General features: G+C 59.7%; 18 protein-coding genes. 8 read left to right on the top strand and 10 right to left on the bottom strand.

Annotated features, from left to right (window positions below; all coding sequences use genetic code 11):
* Window positions 1–253: 253 nt before the first annotated feature.
* Both DXY16_RS09855 and DXY16_RS09850 read left to right on the top strand, forming a co-directional pair.
* Complete coding sequence (locus DXY16_RS09855) at window positions 254–1,456, top strand: aminotransferase class V-fold PLP-dependent enzyme (RefSeq protein WP_115121057.1); 1,203 nt, start codon at window positions 254–256, stop codon at window positions 1,454–1,456.
* A gap of 72 nt (window positions 1,457–1,528) precedes the next feature.
* Window positions 1,529–2,275 carry a hypothetical protein gene (locus DXY16_RS09850; RefSeq protein WP_115121056.1) on the top strand — a complete coding sequence of 249 codons (747 nt, stop codon included), beginning with the start codon at window positions 1,529–1,531 and terminating at the stop codon, window positions 2,273–2,275.
* Window positions 2,276–2,308: 33 nt separating this feature from the next.
* On the opposite strand, the gene DXY16_RS09845 is transcribed toward DXY16_RS09850, so the two are convergent.
* Genes DXY16_RS09845 through yidD form a run of 3 tightly spaced genes read right to left on the bottom strand, consistent with a single transcriptional unit; the run spans window position 2,309 to window position 4,448 of the window.
* Window positions 2,309–3,832: a UDP-N-acetylmuramoyl-L-alanyl-D-glutamate--2,6-diaminopimelate ligase gene (locus tag DXY16_RS09845; protein WP_115121055.1), complete on the bottom strand. Its 1,524-nt coding sequence runs from the start codon at window positions 3,830–3,832 to the stop codon at window positions 2,309–2,311.
* A gap of 27 nt (window positions 3,833–3,859) precedes the next feature.
* Window positions 3,860–4,135, bottom strand: coding sequence for a glutaredoxin family protein (locus DXY16_RS09840; protein ID WP_244281643.1), 276 nt, complete (start codon window positions 4,133–4,135; stop codon window positions 3,860–3,862).
* A 13-nt stretch (window positions 4,136–4,148) separates the two neighbouring features.
* Complete coding sequence (gene yidD, locus DXY16_RS09835) at window positions 4,149–4,448, bottom strand: membrane protein insertion efficiency factor YidD (RefSeq protein WP_115121054.1); 300 nt, start codon at window positions 4,446–4,448, stop codon at window positions 4,149–4,151.
* 42 nt (window positions 4,449–4,490) lie between these two features.
* On the opposite strand from yidD, the gene rpsD reads away from it, so the two are divergent.
* Window positions 4,491–5,099, top strand: a complete 609-nt coding sequence (rpsD, locus tag DXY16_RS09830; RefSeq protein ID WP_115018303.1) for a 30S ribosomal protein S4 — start codon at window positions 4,491–4,493, stop codon at window positions 5,097–5,099.
* Here the strand turns inward: rpsD and DXY16_RS09825 are convergent.
* Complete coding sequence (locus tag DXY16_RS09825) at window positions 5,085–5,360, bottom strand: hypothetical protein (protein WP_115121053.1); 276 nt, start codon at window positions 5,358–5,360, stop codon at window positions 5,085–5,087. The two genes, rpsD and DXY16_RS09825, sit on opposite strands and share 15 nt — an antisense overlap.
* 271 nt (window positions 5,361–5,631) lie before the next feature.
* Here DXY16_RS09825 and DXY16_RS09820 point away from each other — a divergent pair, with 271 nt between their 5' ends.
* Both DXY16_RS09820 and DXY16_RS09815 read left to right on the top strand, forming a co-directional pair.
* A complete protein-coding gene (locus DXY16_RS09820; RefSeq protein ID WP_115121052.1) occupies window positions 5,632–5,934 on the top strand; it encodes a Nif11-like leader peptide family natural product precursor in 303 nt (100 codons plus the stop codon).
* A 212-nt stretch (window positions 5,935–6,146) separates the two neighbouring features.
* On the top strand, window positions 6,147–6,767 hold the full coding sequence (locus DXY16_RS09815; protein ID WP_115121051.1) for a 2OG-Fe(II) oxygenase: 621 nt from the start codon (window positions 6,147–6,149) through the stop codon (window positions 6,765–6,767).
* Between the two features lie 140 nt (window positions 6,768–6,907).
* On the opposite strand, the gene DXY16_RS09810 is transcribed toward DXY16_RS09815, so the two are convergent.
* A complete protein-coding gene (locus DXY16_RS09810; RefSeq protein ID WP_115121050.1) occupies window positions 6,908–7,219 on the bottom strand; it encodes a DUF3104 domain-containing protein in 312 nt (103 codons plus the stop codon).
* A 227-nt stretch (window positions 7,220–7,446) separates the two neighbouring features.
* On the opposite strand from DXY16_RS09810, the gene DXY16_RS09805 reads away from it, so the two are divergent.
* The 3 genes from DXY16_RS09805 to cysK all read left to right on the top strand — a co-directional run bounded on the left by DXY16_RS09805 (window position 7,447) and on the right by cysK (window position 11,247).
* The gene (locus DXY16_RS09805) at window positions 7,447–8,613 is read left to right on the top strand and encodes a PLP-dependent aspartate aminotransferase family protein (protein WP_115121049.1); all 1,167 of its coding nucleotides are present in this window, start codon (window positions 7,447–7,449) and stop codon (window positions 8,611–8,613) included.
* Window positions 8,610–10,100, top strand: a complete 1,491-nt coding sequence (locus DXY16_RS09800) for a PLP-dependent transferase (RefSeq protein ID WP_115121048.1) — start codon at window positions 8,610–8,612, stop codon at window positions 10,098–10,100. The genes DXY16_RS09805 and DXY16_RS09800 overlap by 4 nt, the downstream gene beginning before the upstream one ends.
* A 160-nt stretch (window positions 10,101–10,260) precedes the next feature.
* Window positions 10,261–11,247 (top strand): cysteine synthase A, encoded by a 987-nt coding sequence (cysK, locus tag DXY16_RS09795; protein WP_115121047.1) that lies wholly within the window; start codon window positions 10,261–10,263, stop codon window positions 11,245–11,247.
* Window positions 11,248–11,306: 59 nt separating this feature from the next.
* Here the strand turns inward: cysK and queA are convergent, their stop codons facing one another.
* From queA to DXY16_RS09770, 5 genes are all read right to left on the bottom strand, one after another.
* The gene (queA, locus tag DXY16_RS09790) at window positions 11,307–12,443 is read right to left on the bottom strand and encodes a tRNA preQ1(34) S-adenosylmethionine ribosyltransferase-isomerase QueA (protein ID WP_115121046.1); all 1,137 of its coding nucleotides are present in this window, start codon (window positions 12,441–12,443) and stop codon (window positions 11,307–11,309) included.
* A 44-nt stretch (window positions 12,444–12,487) separates the two neighbouring features.
* Window positions 12,488–14,350: an APC family permease gene (locus DXY16_RS09785; protein WP_115121045.1), complete on the bottom strand. Its 1,863-nt coding sequence runs from the start codon at window positions 14,348–14,350 to the stop codon at window positions 12,488–12,490.
* Window positions 14,351–14,431: 81 nt separating this feature from the next.
* A complete protein-coding gene (locus DXY16_RS09780; protein WP_115121044.1) occupies window positions 14,432–15,769 on the bottom strand; it encodes a dihydrolipoamide acetyltransferase family protein in 1,338 nt (445 codons plus the stop codon).
* Between the two features lie 57 nt (window positions 15,770–15,826).
* Window positions 15,827–16,270: a YlqD family protein gene (locus DXY16_RS09775; RefSeq protein WP_115121043.1), complete on the bottom strand. Its 444-nt coding sequence runs from the start codon at window positions 16,268–16,270 to the stop codon at window positions 15,827–15,829.
* An 84-nt stretch (window positions 16,271–16,354) separates the two neighbouring features.
* Complete coding sequence (locus DXY16_RS09770) at window positions 16,355–18,301, bottom strand: AMP-binding protein (protein ID WP_115121068.1); 1,947 nt, start codon at window positions 18,299–18,301, stop codon at window positions 16,355–16,357.
* Between the last annotated feature and the right edge of the window lie 14 nt (window positions 18,302–18,315).

Below are 18,315 nucleotides of genomic sequence, written 5' to 3'. Positions count from 1 at the left end.
TGGAAAAGCAGGGCAGTCAGTGGAGGTGAGGACTGATCCATCCCCCGGCACAACATCACAAAGCCCCGCCAAAGGCGGGGTTTTGTGGTGTTTTTTCAATCACAGCGATAGAGCCGCTGACAAGCTGCCAATGCCTCGCATCGCTATGAAGACAGGGACAGGTGTGATGTCTCATGAAGCGGCCTTAGACATCTCTGGGAGGAGGTGTCGACAAACCACCTAGGCCAAGATCTTGACCAACAATCCTCAAGCAATGCTGAGAGATCTCTGCCCAGCACTCTCCAATAAGACCTACTTCAACTACGGCGGACAAGGGCCGCTTCCCACACCCGCGTTAGAGGCGATCAGCCTCAGCTGGCAGCGGATCCAGCAGCTTGGCCCTTTCACCACAGAGGTGTGGCCTTTTATTGGCCGCGAGGTGAATAGCACCCGCGCATTGCTGGCTCAGCTTTGCGGGGTTGCACCCCATCGTCTTGCCCTCAGTGAAAACGTCACCACTGGTTGTGTTCTTCCGCTTTGGGGGCTGCCCTTCGATCCAGGCGATCGTCTGCTCATCAGCGACTGCGAACATCCGGGCGTGGTGGCGGCCTGCCATGAGCTGGCCCGGCGCCAACAGCTGCAGATCGACACCTTGCCGGTAAAACAGATCCGTGGGGGCCGAGATCACCAGTCCGAAACCGAAACGGCTGTGCTGAAGGCTCTGGAACAGAGCATGCACCCGAACAGCCGCCTCGTGGTGCTCTCCCATCTGCTCTGGAACACAGGCCAGCTGATGCCGATCGAAGCGGTGGCAGCACAACTGCAAAACCAATCACAGCCTCCGTACCTCTTAGTGGATGCCGCCCAGTCGATGGGGCAGATTCCCGTCAAGGCTGCTGCTAAGGCGGCCGACATCTATGCCTTTACAGGCCATAAATGGGCCTGCGGCCCGGAAGGGCTGGGCGGCGTCGCCCTGTCCGAACGGGTGCTATGCGAAGCCAGCCCGACTCTGATCGGTTGGCGCAGCTTGCAAGATGAAAGCAGAGCCGTTCTGGGTGATCCGGACCCCTTCCACCACGACAGCCGCCGCTTTGAAGTGGCCACCAGCTGCGTCCCTCTTCTGGCAGGACTGCGGACATCACTTGAAGTCCTGGAACGAGAGGGAAGCGCTCAGCAACGCCTGGAGCGGATCCAGGCGCTGAGCGGGCAGCTTTGGCAAGAGCTCATGGCCATGCCCACAGTGACCCCGTTGCTCGAGGGGCCCCCACCAGCAGGACTGGTGAGCTTCAGCCTGAACGTTGAGTCAGCGACGAGCACACCGGCCGAACTCGTGAAACGCCTTGGGAATGAGGGGATCTGGATCCGCGATCTGGCCGATCCCTCCTGTCTACGGGCCTGCACCCACGTCTGTACCCAGGCCAGCGAGCTGACAAACCTGGTTCAGGCCCTCGATCAGTCCATCACCAAAACCACGTAATCATCAACGCCTGAAGCGACTCGAACAGACCGGGCAGTCCCATCAGACTGAGTCCTACGCATCACACCAGCCATGCTCTGGATCCTCGTCGCACTCTGTGTGTTCACCATCGGCAGCTGCCACTGGCTGGCGGCCCTGATCTCGAAACAGCCCACCCCAATCCAGATCCGATGGGCCTCTGTGGGTGGAGGTGCAGGTCTGGCCTACGTGTTCATCCACCTGCTTCCGGAACTCGCCAGTGGAGGGCAGACCATCAGTGACGCAGCAGGGATGCAGAGCTTTGTACCCAGCGCGATGACTGAAAGCCTGCTGTTTCTTGTCGCGCTGGTTGGTGTGCTGATCCCATACACGCTCAATGTGATCAGCAAGCAACACCCCAAGAGCACGCAATGGACCGGGGCAGCACGCCTCCTCACCTTTGCACTGATTAGTTATCTCTACGCCTATTCACTACCGTCGCTGCTCAGCACAGGCATCAGCTACGGCCTGCTCTTCACCATTGCCATCAGTGCCCATGTGCTGCTCGCCGATCGCACCTTGGCCGCTGAGCACCCGGTGACATTCCGACGCCGCTTCCGCTGGATTGGCAGCGCCGCACTACTTCTGGGGAGCCTGCATGCCGCAGTCCTCCATCCCGTCTCGGATCTCACCTTGGCAATCGCCACAGCCTTTGTCGGTGGCGGGTTACTGATCAGTGTGTTCCGGGAGGAGCTTCCCGACGCCGGTCAGTCACGTCTGCTCTGGTTTTCACTCGGACTGTTCAGCATGGGGGGCTTATTGCTGATTGCGACAGGCCACGGCACACCGATCCATCATTGAACGAGTCATCCCAACAGAAGAGATCCCAACCCATCAGCCTCCAACTCGACGGCGCAAAGCGATCTCTGCCTGCTCACGGTCATCGAAGTGCACCTTGCTGGTGCCGAGGATTTGATAGTCCTCATGGCCTTTGCCGGCAATCAACACGAGGTCATCTGGACCCGCCACCTCAATGGCTGCAGCGATCGCTGCAGCCCGATCGCACTCCACTGTCAGCGATGTTCCCGCCGGGATCCCCGCCACCACGTCTTCCAGGATCCGTTGAGGGTTCTCCGTGCGTGGATTGTCGGAGGTCACCACCACGCGATTGGCCAACTCAGCGGCAACGGCCGCCATCTGGGGACGCTTGCCTCGATCGCGATCACCTCCGCAGCCAAACACGCAGACCAGCGCTCCGGTCACAAACGGCCGGCAGGCAGCCAGGGCATTACGCAGCCCATCGGGCGTATGGGCATAGTCCACCACCACCGACGGCAGCAGGCTCATGGCCTGATCAGACGGCACCATCACCCGTTCCATCCGCCCAGGCACCCCCTTGAAGCAGCTCGCCGCCTTCAGCAGCAACGGCAGGGGCAACCCGTGCTGCACCAGCACCCCCACGGCCTGGAGCAGGTTCATCAGATTGAAATCACCCACAAGTGGAGACAGGAAGTCGGCGCTGCCCACCGGTGTGACGATCGTGCCAGAGACGCCCGAGGCAGTGAGGCTGAGATCCGTCATCGTCAGCTCAACAGTCTCAGGCTGGCGATCAGGCTTGAGCGAGCAGCGCCAACAGCGTTCACCAAGCTGCTGCGCCAACCTTTGCCCCCAAGGGTCATCGATGTTGACCACAGCGCATGCACCATCACCCACGAGTAACGGTTCGCTGAACAACCTCGCTTTGGCATCGAAATAGGCCTCCATCGTCGGGTGGTAATCGAGATGGTCCTGGGTGAGGTTTGTGAACACCGCCGCAGAGAACTGACAACCCGCAACCCTTCCTTGCTCGAGAGCATGGGAACTCACTTCCATGGCTGCCAACTGGGTGCCACCAGACACCGCTTCTGCCAGCTGAGCCTGGAGCCGATCTGCAAAGGCTGTGGTGTGAGTCGAGGTGATGCTGTGCCCAGGCCAGCGGTTCACCAACGTGCCGAACAGGGCAACAGGGAGGCTGATCTGCTTGCAGAGATGCTCAATCAGATGGGTGGTGGTGGTTTTGCCATTGGTTCCAGTGACACCGATCAGGGTCATCCGCCCCGAGGGGTGCTGCCAAAACGCTGCCGCTAATGCCCCGGCCCAGGCCGCCACTGGATCGGGCACCACCACAACTGGATCCATCCGACCAGGTGGATCGGCCGCCGCCGCCGCCGGACCGATCACCGCAGCGACAGCGCCTGCCTCCAATGTCTGACGCCAGAACGAGCCGCCATCCACCCTCTCGCCAGGGAGACCGAGAAAAAGGCTGCCAGCTCCGGCACAGCGTGAATCACAGGTCAGAGCCGTGATCGGCGCATTAGGCAAACCTTCAGCCAGAGGCAAACCGACTGCATTGAGCAGCGAATGGAGTGTCTGAGCCATTAGCCGACCACCCTCAGTGGTGCAGTTCTAATCCGATCCAAGCGCGCTGGAGCAGGCCCGTTGTAACCAGGCGTACAAACCATCACCCTGAAGTCTTGGTGAGACTCGCGGTAGGGCGATGGAGGCGAAAGCCAACACAGGCACTTCGAGGTCATAGCGAGCCTTCAGAACAGGATCGGTACCCGGCGCATCGATATCGATGACTTCAAGCACCAGAGGCGGTTCGAGAGTGCCGAGATCCAAGCTCCGTAGACGTTGCTCCAGGCCCTCGCACAAACAGCAACCCTGGCGGCTGTAAAGCATCAGCTGCTGGGATTCAGTCAGGGACGGGGTCACAGCCGCAGGGGGTGAAGGGATGGCAACGCAACAACCGGCGCAGTGTGAGCCAGCCTCCTCGCCAGGGGCCATGGCGCTGGATCGCCTCCAGACCGTAGGCGCTGCAGCTGGGGATAAAGCGGCAACGAGGCCCAAAGAAGGGAGAGAACCAGCGACGATAAAAATTGATCAGTGCCAGCATGACCGCTGCAAGGGCGCGGTTAAAAGTGGCGGCAGGGCCGCCAGATAAGATTGTTGATTCGTGCGTCACAAGCCGCTGCGCAAGCCACAAGCCCAGCATGCCTGCTCAGACGCCCGATCGTTCCACGACACACCACTCCCTATGTCTCGTTACCGCGGCCCTCGCCTGAGGATCACGCGGCGCTTGGGAGACCTTCCCGGTCTCACCCGGAAGGCCGCAAAGCGGTCCTATCCCCCTGGTCAGCACGGCCAAGCCCGTCGCAAGCGCTCTGAATACGCAATCCGTCTCGAAGAGAAGCAGAAGCTTCGCTTCAACTACGGCGTCTCCGAACGTCAGCTCGTGCGTTATGTGAAGAAAGCGCGCGCCCAGGACGGTTCCACCGGAACCAACCTGCTCAAGCTGCTCGAGAACCGCCTCGACAACGTTTGTTTCCGTCTCGGCTTCGGCCCCACCGTGCCAGGCGCCCGTCAACTGGTGAACCACGGCCACGTGACCGTGAACGGTCGCGTCACCGACATCGCCAGCTACCAGTGCAAACCCGGTGATGTGATCACCGTCCGTGAGCGCAAGTGCAGCAAGAAACTGGCTGAGGCAAACCTGGAATTCCCTGGCCTCGCCAACGTGCCGCCCCACCTCGAACTCGATAAGAGCAAGCTCAGCGCCAAGATCGTTGGTCGCTGCGAGCGCGAGTGGGTCGCACTTGAGATCAACGAATTGCTGGTGGTGGAATACTACTCACGCAAAGTGTAAGTTTCTTCGACAAGCAAGGGGCTGGAGATTGTCCGGCTTCCTACTCCAACTCCTGCTTCCGTTCCTCTCAACGGTTTGCAGGAGTTTTTTCATGGCGGCAATCAATCCAAAAGCCAATGCGACTGCCAAAAAAGCGGTCGCCTTATCGCAGTCAGACAAGCCAGAGAACGTCTTAAGCACTTGCAGATCAACTAACGTCAACAGCACCTTTAATGAATCAAGCAATTCATCGAGTTCCACATTTTTATCAAGCCTTTCCACTCGCAACCTTCGCTACAAGGCAATAGCTTTCGGGGTGCGCTAAACAACACAAATCGAATCACACAAAACCCTCTGACCTCACTACTTAGAAGCTTCATACTACCGCCGCCAGTCGAAAGCGGCCTACTTAACTGATCTCAGACCAATCCATTACAAGACAAGGAACATCTACCCAGACCTAAAGCAAACCATAAAGGCATCCTAAACTTCTGGCCACGAGATAGCCCAGAACTTGAGCGCGCACTAAAATTGAATTACTTGAACAAGCCACATGTCAGAAGATCAGCTTAATTCGTTCCTTGCAAAACTAAAACTTGACGCCGAGCTCCAAAAACAAGTAAAAGAAGCGTCGAGCGTTGATGCCGTCATTGAGATTGCCAGCAGCGCAGGCTTTACCATTTCGAAAGAAGCGCTCATTAGCGCTGGGCTTGACAGTGAGTGGTCCGAACTGACAGATGAGGACATAGAAGATGTCGCCGGGGGGACTAGACCTCGGTCGAGGTGCCTCGGCACTAATACTTTGGGCTGCACACCACCTCCACCTCCATCAAATCCCCAAGGCGGAGGCGGCTAAGACTTAAGATCGCCAATGCATTAAGATTTGCCTACAGGCGCTCAAAATGCGCAGAATTAATCCGCATCCGCACATTTTGAGTCGATCGATTAAGCATACTTCCTCCTGTCCGCGAAGTGTCCACATTTCGCGAACACTGTCATCGCCTAACTGAACTCCCTACTAGCACTTTATCGATCCTTACTTTGTTGAACCCATCCCTCTGACCATCCATGGGGTACAGCGCAATCTTCTTTGACACCCAATTGCCTGAAAGCCTGATCAGCGAAGCCTGTAATTTTATAGACAATCAAAAGATAAAAAAAGAAACTGCGTCTGTCATCTCAAGCGAAGGCAAAAACTTAAGCGACCCAAAATCCAGGCAATGCAACATCGGCTGGATTGAAGATGAGTGCTGGATAGGAGGCTTTCTTTGGCATTACATAGGCAAAGCCAATAGGTTAAATTTCAAATACGATATATCACATATCGACTCGGCGAGTATACAGCTTACTGAATACAGCAAAGATGATTTCTTTGACTGGCATGTCGACGACTGCATCACGTCAAGAGATGGATGGGATGAGTCCGTAAAATCATCCAACCGCAAGGCAGTACCCGAAGAACGAGAATGGGTCAGAAAGCTTTCTTTTTCCTTGCTCCTTTCAAACCCAGAAAATTTTACTGGTGGAGAGCTTGAGTTATTGGCGCCAACAAAAGACGTCTTTAGCCCCAAGCCAGCCAGAGGGAGATTAATTATATTTGATTCCACCACATTGCATCGGATACGTCCGATCAAGTCTGGCCTTCGCAAGTCCTTAGTGGGCTGGGTCGTTGGCCCTCGATGGCGATAAGTCAGTTCAAGAATGAATTTCGATGAAAAATATCGACCAGAAACCAATCGAGTCAAACAAGTAGATTCAGCGGCTCAAAAGGCCAGCGTTGCACCCAACTCTCGCAAGGTCATCGACAGCACCGGAGAATGAGAACGCGATTAAAACCCCTCCCAACCCTCCTGACCAATACCATCCAGTTCATGCAAAACATGTGAAACCTGATCCGCATTCACCCAACGGATCGCCCCATCATCCACGTCTGCGACCTGGAACGATCGATTCAGCTTTGAATCCTTCAGACCTCCCTCACAAAACAACACTTGCCCCATCCACCAACCCGTATCGGTCGGAATAGAGTGGTTGCGGTTCTCGTTGACAATGACGAACTGCCCAGGCTTTACACGCAAGAAAAGCGGAGCAGCGTTGACAACATTTGAAGGGGGAATCCCTCCTGCACGATGCGCACTCATTGGCCGATCCGTATTAGTACTTACGTTCTAGCCCTGGCGGCGTTGTGGATGCAATGAGTCAAAGCACCTCAAAAATCGTGACCCCAGACTGCACAGGGAATCCCCTCAACCAAGGCTGGGGCGGTGAAGGTCCATGGCGATGGTTTCACCGCAAGAGATGGCGGTCTGACCGTTTCTTAGCCTGAAGCCTCAGAGGCGTGGCAGAACGCGTCATCCCCAACTGACCCGTGGCAAACGACTTCTCTTCCAGACCGCAACCCGCGGCAGCGACCCGTGCCATTCACCACGGCGAGAGTTTTGCCAGCGAAACCGGCACGGTGATGCCACCGATTTACACCTCATCCACGTTTGCCCACGGCAACCCAGGCGGGTTCGACTACACCCGCTCAGGCAATCCCAATTTCAGGATTTTGGAAGGGGTGCTGGCCTCCATTGAGGAATGCAGCCACGCCACCGTGTTCGGCTCTGGGGTGAGCGCCATCACAGCAATCGCCTCCTCTCTCAGCCAGGGCGACCTCGTGCTCTGCGAGGAGAACCTGTATGGCTGCACCGTGCGCTTGTTCGAGCAGGTCTTCGCCAAATTCGGCGTGGAGACTGAATGGATCGATTTCACCAATGCTGCTGCGCTAACCACGATCGCCGCCCGTCAACCAGCGATGGTCTGGCTGGAAAGTCCAACCAACCCCCTGCTCAAAGTGATCGACCTGGAGGCGGTCTGCGCAGCCGCCCATTCCGCAGCTGTGCCAGTGGTGGTCGACAACACCTTTGCCACTCCCCTGGTGCAGCGCCCCCTGCAACTGGGGGCCACCCTCTCCCTCACGAGCACCACGAAATACATCAATGGGCATTCCGACGCCCTCGGTGGAGTCGTTTGCTGCGACGACGCTGAATGGCAGCAGAAGATGCTGTTCGCCCAGAAAGCGCTGGGGCTGATGCCCTCCCCCTTTGACTGCTGGCTGATCACGCGAGGGCTCAAGACCCTTCCTCTGCGCTTACGCCAACAAATGGCCAATGCTTCCGCGGTGGCGAACCATCTCGCCCATCACCCTGCGGTGGCCTGGGTGCGCTACCCGCTTCGGACGGACCATCCCCAACACGCTGTGGCCAGTCGGCAGATGAGCGGTGGTGGCGCGATCGTGACCATCGGCTTGAACGCCAGCCGCGACCAGGCCTATGCCGTCTGCAAGGCCCTGCATTGGTTCACGATGGCCGAAAGCCTGGGAGGAGTGGAAAGCCTGATCTGTCATCCAGCCACCATGACCCACGCAGCAGTGGCGACCACGGTCAAAGAGAAACTAGGAATCAGCGACGGCCTGGTTCGTCTCTCGCTGGGTTGTGAAGACGAAGCGGATCTCATCGCCGACCTCGACCAAGCCCTTTCTCTGCTGCCGTGAGCACCCGCGATCTGCTCATCGACCCCTGTTGGCAGGGGCATGATCTGGGACAGCCCCTACCCGACAGCACGCATGCCGTCTCGGTGGCTCTACCCCGATGGAGCGACGTGATCGCCTACGAGGAGAACGATCCCGCCTGTCGCAACCAACTAAAAGCGGTCTATCCCCGCTTCGGGTTCCACCCTCTGGTGGCAGAACTGGCCCTCACAGCCCTGAGACAGTTCGATGCACCAGCTGATAGCCAAGCCTGGCCGTATCCCACAGCCGCGGCAGCCAAGGCCGCTCGCGAGCACTGCCTGCGCTGCCAGCCAAACGCTTGGGCCTCCATCTCGGTCGTCAACGGCCTGCCCTGCCTAATCACCGATTCCGCCGCCAGCCCTTCAGCGAAGGCCTTCTGGCAGCACGCTGGCTTGGGAGCCAGCTCCCGTCAGGCAGCGATGGCCCTGGGCCATGAAGCGTCGCCAGCCCAAAGCGCTGGCGATCAGGCCCGTTGGCGTATTCAGGAACGACTGGCTGCAATCTATGGCTGCCCTCAGGGTCAGATCAGCCTGCATCCTTCTGGCATGGCCGCGCTGCACAGTGCCCTGAATCTGGTCACCACACTCCATCCAGGCCGTCCCACCCTCCAGGTGGGCTTCCCTTATGTCGATGTGCTCAAGCTGCCCCAGGTTGTGTTTGCCGGCGCCGAGCTGCTCACCGACAGCTCCCCTGAGGCGGTTGCCGCCAGTCTTGACCGCCTCAACCCTGCAGCAGTCGTCGTGGAGTTGCCTAGCAACCCCCTGCTGCAGTGCGTTGATCTGATCACCGTGGCTGAACTGGCCCATCAGCGCGGCATCCCTGTGATTGCTGACGACACGATCGGCTCCGGGCTCAACATCGACGCTCTCCCCTTCTCTGACCTGGTCTTCAGTTCCCTGACCAAAAGCTTCGCCGGCAGGGGAGATGTGCTTGCCGGCACTCTGGTGGTGAGCCCTAGCTCCCCCTGGCGAGACACGTTTTGCAGCGAATTAAGCTTCGCCCCATCAGGCCTCGGCGATGCCGACGCCATTTGCCTGGAGGAGGCCAGCCGTGACGTCCACGCCCGGATTCCACGCCTCAATGCACACTGCAGTGCCCTCGTGGAACGGCTAAGACGACACCCCGCCATCAAACAGGTGTTGCATCCTGACCGCTGCCCCACCTTTCAGGCGCTGATGCGCAGCGGTGCAGGCCATGGATGCCTGCTCTCGTTTGAACTGCATGGCGGAACCCCCAAAGCCCAAAGCGTCTATGACGCTTTGGCTGTCTCCAAGGGGCCAAGCCTGGGCACCCATTTCACGCTGTGCTGCCCCTACGTTCTGCTAGCCCACTACGACGAACTGGATTGGGCCGCGTCCTGTGGCGTTCCCTCTCACCTGCTGCGGGTCTCTGTCGGCCTGGAAGATCCGGATCAGCTTTGGCAGCGGTTTGAACGCGCTTTGGCGACTAAGCACGACAACGCTCCCTGATCAACCCTGGCTTGGATTGGAGCAGAACCGAAGGAGAGTGCCCTCGCCGTTGCGTGGTGAAGCCATCGCCTTGTCAAAGTCTGAACAAGGCCTTAAAGCCAGAGCCCTAACGGGTTGATCTCACTAAGTTGACGGACCTGGGCATCCTGCGTACCCCTCCATGTCTCGCGTTTACGCCGATAACAGCCAAGCCATCGGCAACACCCCTCTGGTTCGTCTCAACAATGTGACCAAGGGCTGCAAGGCCACCGTGCTGGCCAAGATCGAAGGCCGTAATCCCGCTTACAGCGTCAAATGCCGGATCGGCGCCAACATGATCTGGGACGCTGAAAAAAGCGGCGCTCTCACGGCAGGCAAGACCATCGTCGAGCCGACATCTGGCAACACCGGCATCGCCTTGGCTTACACCGCAGCAGCGCGTGGGTACAAGCTGATCCTGACCATGCCCGAGTCGATGTCGATCGAACGTCGCCGTGTGATGGCCGTCCTCGGTGCCGAGATCATTCTCACCGAAGCTGCTAAGGGCATGCCGGGCGCCATTGCCAAGGCCAAGGAAATCGCCGAGAGCGATCCGGCCAAATACTTCATGCCTGGTCAGTTCGAAAATCCGGCCAACCCCGAGATCCACGAGAAAACGACTGGGCCTGAGATCTGGAACGACTGCGACGGCGCCATCGATGTGCTTGTAGCTGGCGTCGGCACGGGCGGCACGATCACCGGCGTCTCTCGCTACATCAAGAACGAAGCGGGTAAGGCGATTGAATCCGTCGCTGTCGAACCAAGCCACAGCCCCGTGATCACCCAGACGATGAATGGGGAAGACGTCAAGCCCGGTCCGCACAAGATCCAGGGTATCGGCGCTGGCTTCATCCCCAAAAATCTCGACCTCTCCGTTGTCGACAAGGTGGAGCAGGTGACCAACGATGAATCGGTGGAGATGGCACTACGCCTGGCCAAGGAAGAAGGGCTTCTGGTGGGCATCTCCTGCGGTGCCGCAGCCGCAGCCGCCATTCGCCTCGCCCAGCAGGATGCCTATGCAGGTAAAACCATCGTTGTGGTGCTCCCCGACCTGGCTGAGCGTTACCTGTCCTCAGTGATGTTCGCTGACGTCCCAGCAGGCATCATCGAACAACCGGTCCCGGCCTGATTCAGTCAAGCTTTCGAACAACCCCGTGCAGTCGCACGGGGTTTTTTATTGTCTACATGTCAGCGGCAAGGCCGTGCGGTCTCAAGCACCGCCTCCGGGGGGATCCACATGGCATCCCCGTAGGAATAAAAGCGGTAGTTGTGTTCAATCGCGCAGGCATAAAGCCCTAACAAACGCTCACGACCGATCAGAGCACTCACCAAAAGCAGCAACGAGCTTTTGGGCAAATGGAAGTTGGTGAGCAGACCCTGCACCACAGCGAAGCGATAGCCGGGCTGGATCACCAGATCCACTGGACCCTTTAACGGCTGCAGACGACCGCCCCCAGCCTGCGCAGCACCTTCAAGGGCACGCACACTGGTCGTCCCAACTGCGATCACCTTGCCGCCGCGTTGACGGCAGGCGTCTACGGCCTTCACCACCTCCGCCTTCACCTCCACCCATTCGCTGTGGAGCGTCAGCTGCGTGAGATCCTCGGTTTCAACCGGGCGAAACGTCCCCAGCCCCACATGCAGGGTGACTCGCGCAATCTCCACGCCCCGTGCCTGCAAGGCCGCCAACAGTTCATCGCTGAGATGCAAACCCGCCGTTGGTGCAGCGACCGCTCCCGGGCGGGAGGCGTAACGCGTTTGATAGCGCGTTTGGTCATCGGCATCGTGTCGAGAGATATAGGGAGGAAGAGGCACTTCGCCAAAACGCTCCAACACCCCCTCAATCTCCAGGGCATCATCACAGCCAGCTGGGAACTGAATCAGTCTTCCCCCTGTCGCGGCATCAGTCGAAAGCACCTGCAACGACAGCGGTTCCTGCTCCAACCCTTCAAGCCAGAGCTGATCACCAGGCCGCAACTTCTTGGCTGGTCTTGCCAGACAAAGCCACTGCCCATCCCCACGGGGTTCCAGCACCAACAGTTCCGCCAAGCCACCGCCGGAGCGACGCACCCGCAGGCGAGCTTTGAGCACCCGCGTGTCATTGACAACCAGGAGATCACCAGGCTGCAACGCCTGCTGCCAGTCCCAGACCTGTTGATGGCAGGCCTTCTCCAGGGTGGCGTCCATGGGCGGCACCATGAGCAGGCGAGCCGCATGGCGAGGCTGCGCAGGCACCTGGGCAATGCACTCCTGCGGCAAGGTGTAGTCGTAAGAACGGAGCTGACGATCCCTGGAATCGGGCACAGATGCCTGTTGCACGGTCATTGCCCATGCTGCCGAATGGCAAGGACGCGCAGGTGCCGGTGGCGTCAATCCACCGGCTGCACAGGCTCCAGTGAAGTGCGCACCACGGAGAACACGTGCGTGCCCTGGGCCGAGAGCGCCCGATACAAGTAGAGAGCCCTCTGGTTGAGCAAAAAGCGATCGAGCAGATTGTCGGGCACAGCTACCGGCATCACAACAGTGGTTCTTCGCTCAGGATGGGTCGTCTCCTGATCGCGAACAAAAGCACAAAACGGCTGAATAACCGAGCTGTAGGGGCTGACCAAAAGCTTGAGCTGTAGATCACCGTTATCCGCTCCCACCAAGCGATCCCAATCAAGGCTGATCTGGCCGGGATCATCCCGATCCCCAACCACCATCACGGCCGTGACCTGTTCAGCGATCGAGCAGGCATACAGCACCGCCTCAAGGGTTGCGCGTGTCAGCCCCCCCATCCAAACAATCGCCTGATGCTGCACAGGCGATGGCACAGGCGCTAGATAGAGAGGCTCAATCAGCGAATCCGGCACCAAGGCAGCAGTCACTTCCCGGTGACGCCGACGAATCGCCGCGAGAGCCCAAACCAGGAGAGGGATCGCGATCACGACCGTCCAGGCCCCTTCCCAGAACTTGCTGATGATGATCACCACCAACACCACAAATGTGGCGCTGGCACCAAGGGCATTCATCAGCATCCGGCCCTGCCAGCCCTCACCACGCTGACGCCACCAACGCAAAACCAAGCCCAGCTGAGAGAGGGTGAAGGCTGTGAACACACCCAGGGCATACAAATTCACCGCCACGGTTGTGTCTCCTTGGCACACCCAAATGATCAGAGCCGTGCCAGCCAACAAAACACCGATGCCGTTTTGATAGACCAGCCGATCGCCGAGCCACGCCATCTGACGGGGCAAGCAACGATCATCAGCCAACATTGCCGCCAAGCGGGGAAAGCCTGAAAACGCTGTATTGGCGGCCAGCACGAGAATCAACAGGGTGGAGATCTGAAGGCCCCATAGCAGCGGAGTGCCAGGCCCAAACACCTTGGCCCCGATCTGGGCCAGCACCGTGACGTTGGGGTCCGGGGCGATGCCGTAAAGGAACCCCATTCCACTCACGGAGAAAACCATCAACGCCAACAGTCCTCCCATCACCAGCAAGGTCTGCCTGGCATTGACGGGAGCGGGTTCGCGGAACACTTGCACGCCATTGGCGATGGCCTCGATACCGGTCATGGCTGAACAACCGGAGCTGAAAGCACGCAGGATCAAGAACAGCCCCAAGGGTTCCATGCTCGTGACCAGAGGCGGTGGATCAGGGCGAAAGCCGTGATGAGCCACAAGATCGTGCAATCCCACCAGGGTGAGCAGCGCGATCATCACCACAAACGCGTAGGTCGGCAGGGCAAAGATGCGCCCCGCTTCCCGCAAGCCCCTCAGATTCGCCCAGCCCACCAGTGCCAGCAGCAGCAGCGTGAGCGCCACCTCATGGTGAAGCAGCGAAGGGATCAAGGAGCTGATCGCCTGACCGGCCGCCATCAAGCTCACTGCCGCGGTGAGGGTGTAGTCGATCAGCAGCGCCGCCGCCGCCACCAGGCCAACATTGCGTCCGAGGTTGTCACGGGCCACCACATACGAGCCTCCACCCTGGGGATAGGCAGCAATCACCTGCCGATAGGAGAGCACCACAATGGCGATCAGCAGGATGATCGCCACGGTGATTGGCAACGACAAGCTGAGAGCCTGGCTGCCGGCAAGAATCAGAACGCCGAGGGCCGCCTCCGTGGCATAAGCCACCGATGACAAAGCATCGGAGGAGAGGATCGGTAGTGCCTGCAGCTTGGGCAGGCGCTCATGGGCTGCGCTGGCCTTGGGGAGCGGCTGACCCAGCAGAACTGAAAACAGATTCATGGAGCAAAGCGATGCTCACCTCCCCCTCACCATGGAGCGTGGATTCGATCGAGGCCTCGCCGCGATCGAATCCAAGGCAGATCAGACGGCCAGGCTCTCCGGACGGGTCTCGATTAATTCAGCCAGATCCTTCAGGAAGGCGGCACCGTCTGCGCCATAAATCACACGGTGATCAGCGGTGAGGTTCACCTGCATCTGACGCTTGACAGAGATCGAACCGTCCTTACCGGCTACCACCGTGGGGCGAGAAGCGGCGACAGCCAGGATCGCACCGGTGCCAGGGGGAAGGATCGCATCAAAACGATCCACCCCAAACATGCCCAGGTTGGACAACGTGAAAGTGCCGGTGCTGTACTCCTCAGGCTGGAGTTGCTTGCTGCGAGAGCGCTTCACCAGGTCTGCCCACTGGCGAGACATCTCATACAGATCAGTGCGGTCGGCCTGTCGCAGGACTGGTGTGATCAAACCTCCGTCCTCCATGGCGACGGCCACCGCCACGTTCACATCGGCGGGATACGCCATCCCAGCCGCAGTGGTGGCTGCATTCACCTGGGGATGACGGGCCAAGGTCACGGCCACCGCCTTGGCCAGCAGCGCCGTCATCGTCACGCCCTTGGGCTTCACCTGCTTGTAAAAAACATCCAACTTGTCCGTGGTGATCGTGTATCCAACGCGGAAGCAAGGAACAGCCAGGCTGGCTTCCATGTTGCGGTTCACCGCGGCCTGGAGAGTGTTGAAGGCCACAGTCTCACCAGGAGCACCGAAGCTATTGCCTGCCTGGGCTGTCGGCACTGCTGGGGCGCCAGCACCAGCCACGATGGCAGCCGTGGTGCCTTCCCCCACCCGCGGAACACTCACAGGACGGCCTGCGGCCCGTTCGACATCTTCTGCCTGAATACGACCATTCGGGCCACTGCCGCGAACGCTGGCAAGATTCACCCCCATCTGAGAGGCGAGCTTCTTGGCCCGGGGGCTAGCAACAAGACGGCCATCACTGACGACAGGCGCCGGAGCCGCTGCAGGCACAGGGGCCGGTGCAGCGGCCACAGGTGCAGCAACTGCTGCGGCAGGAGCCGGGGCGGCTGCCGCAGGAGGCGATGACACAGCCTCTGGAGAGGGAGCTGGGGAGGCTCCACCAGCGCCACCGCCTTTGGCCTGAGCCTCAGCGATCTCAGCTTCGGTCTCCACGATCAAACCAATGGTTTCTCCCACTGGAGCGGTGCTGCCGGCCGGCATGAGCACAGCAGCCAAATAACCCTCGTTAAACGACTCCACATCCATGTCGGCCTTGTCGGACTCGACCACAAGCACCGACTCACCTCGGCCCACCTTGTCCCCTGGCTTTTTAAGCCACTCGACAATCTTCCCCTCCGTCATCGTGGAGCTGAGGGCAGGCATGAAGATGTCGTGGGTCGCCAAAACCTTCTCCAGTGGGGCTGAGTAGCGGAATTTTACGGGCCGGCAGGCCGAGCAGGATCAGCCCTGCTCGATCGACTCGACCACACCGTCGCGGACCACAACAGCGACCTGCATCTTGCTGACCAGGTTGTCGCCGACAGCCAGTTCACAGAAACTCTCGATCTGACCCTGATCGACGATCTCCTCCATCTCGACATCGCGCACCTGCGACTGCTGCTGGAGAAGATTGCGCTTCTGCTCTTCCAGTTCAGAGCGCTTGGCAGCGACCTGCTGCTGCACCTGTGCCACCTGATCCTGCACCCGGGGATCCAGAGGATTGGCGCTCTGACGACGCACCTCCTCAACCACCTGCTGCCCCTCCTGCTCCAGCTGACCTAACTGCTGATCGGTGGTCGCGATTGCGGTGCTGAGTTCTCGCTCCGCTTCTTCCTTCCAAGCCGGCGTCACAACAGCACGGATGGCGATTGTGCGCTTAATCGACAGGGTGGTGCCGTCAGACATGGGTGAAAGGAAAGAGCGCCAAGCGTCTCAGTCCCAGCCTCGGGGGTCAAGCCACCCCGATGGCGGGTTCCCGATCCAGGAGGCTCATCGCCCGTAGAAGCCCTGGATCACAGCACGATCGCGATCAGTGATGCGATCGCGACGTTGCTTAAGAGTTTGCGTCAGCAAACCATTTTCAATCGTGAATGGCTCCACCAGTCCCACCCCGGCCAGGCGCTCATCCGCCCTGGACCCGACGCGTGCTGTCAACAACCGATTGAACTCACCACGCAGGAGACGGCAAATCTCAGCCTGTCCAGGGGATCCACCCAAATCGGCCGCCACACTCACCCCCTGCTCCGCAGCCCAAGCCTGAATGGCGTCCGTTCGAGGGACCACAAGGGCACCAAGTTGACGCTCGTCCTGACCCACCAGCATGACTTGCTCAACCAATGGGCTCGACACCAGCAGCTCCTCCAGCGGCCCCGGTTCAATGTTTTCACCGCTGCTGAGCACGATCGTGTCTTTGGCGCGGCCAGTCAGTACCACGGAGCCATCGGGCAGCAGCATGCCCAAATCACCCGTATCGAACCAGCCGTCGCCATCAAGCACCTTGGCAGTGGCGTCTGGCTTGCCGAGGTAGCCAGCCATCACCTGGGGACCGCGAACCAACACCACGCCGCGCTCCCGGAAGCCGAGGGGTGCACGAGTGTCGGCATCAACGATGCGAAATTCGGTTTCTGGCATGGGAAGCCCCGAACTTCCACGGATATTGCGCCAAGGTCGCCGGCAACTCACCACCGGACTGGTCTCAGTAAGTCCGTAACCCACCAAAAGCTCGATCCCTACCGCTTCAAAGAAGGCATCCACATGGGGGGCAATGGCACCACCGCCATTGATCGGGAACTGCAACTGGCCACCACTGAGCTGCAGACGCAACTTGGGCCAGATCAGCGTCGAGGCGAGGGCATGGGCGGGCCAGCGCCGAGTCATCTCAGCGGCAGCCTTCAGGCGCTGACGTCGCCCCAGGGACTCGAGCATCAGATTGCGATTACGACGGCGGGCCAGGCAGTAGGCGCTGCTATTGGCAAGAGCGGCGCGCAGGAGACGCTGGCGTGAAGCTGGAAAGGTTTTGAGCACATCCTCAAAACCAGCCTGCACTGCCTCCCAAAGACGCGGCACGGTGGCCATCACCACCGGCTTCACCCTGGGCAGATCACGCTTGAGCTGCTTGATAGTTGTGTAGCTCTGTGAGCAGGCGCAGGAAAAGAAGTAGTACTCCGCGCTGCGTTCATAGGAATGCCAGATCGGCAGCACGCTCAGCACAGGCGCTCCTGGAGCTGGATGGGCCACACAGGCGAGGCTGCGGATCTGATGCAACAAGTTGGCGTGGGTGAGTGGCACCCCCTTGGGCTGACCGGTCGTCCCAGAGGTGTAGAGGATCGTGGCCGTCGTGGAGCCTGCCGCATCAAGGCCTCGGCCAACGATCGGATCCGGTGCTGTGCCCAAAGCGCCCATGGCCAAAAAGGCCTCCCACCCGATAACCCCCTCAAAGGCCGGCTCACCTTCCAGCTGGATGATGCAGCGCAGACTTGCCCGCAGGGGCTCCGCAAGGTCCAGCCGTTGCAGCAGCTCAGCGTTCTGCACCACAAGGGCGACCGCTTTGCTGTCCTGAAGGATGTAATGCAGCTCCTGTACAGGAGCGGCGGCACCCCGCACAGCGCTGACAGCACCCGAACGCATCAAGCCCTGATCAACCACAAGCCAGCGCGGACTGTTCTCGGCAAACAACCCCACCACGTCGCCTGAGCCGACGCCAAGGGAACGGAAGGCGGCAGCGGCGGCTGTGATCCGGTCCGCCAGCTGCAGGTAGCTAAAGCATTCGGGATGGGCCGCGTGGGGCGCATCGACCGCCATCACATCCCCATGGTGACTCGCCAACCACGGCCAGATCTGATCCACCCTGCCCAGGTCGTCCACATGGGAATGAGCCTTGAGAGCTGCCTGCTCATGAGGGGTGGGGGTCCAGCTGGAGCGGGCGGCGATGGGCACGGGGATCGAGGGCA

Origin of the sequence: Synechococcus sp. UW105 (genome assembly GCF_900473935.1) — a bacterium.
Taxonomy (GTDB): Bacteria; Cyanobacteriota; Cyanobacteriia; order PCC-6307; family Cyanobiaceae; genus Synechococcus_C.
The sequence above is the reverse complement of the archived record's forward strand: the minus strand, read 5'-3'. Positions and strand labels throughout refer to the sequence as shown.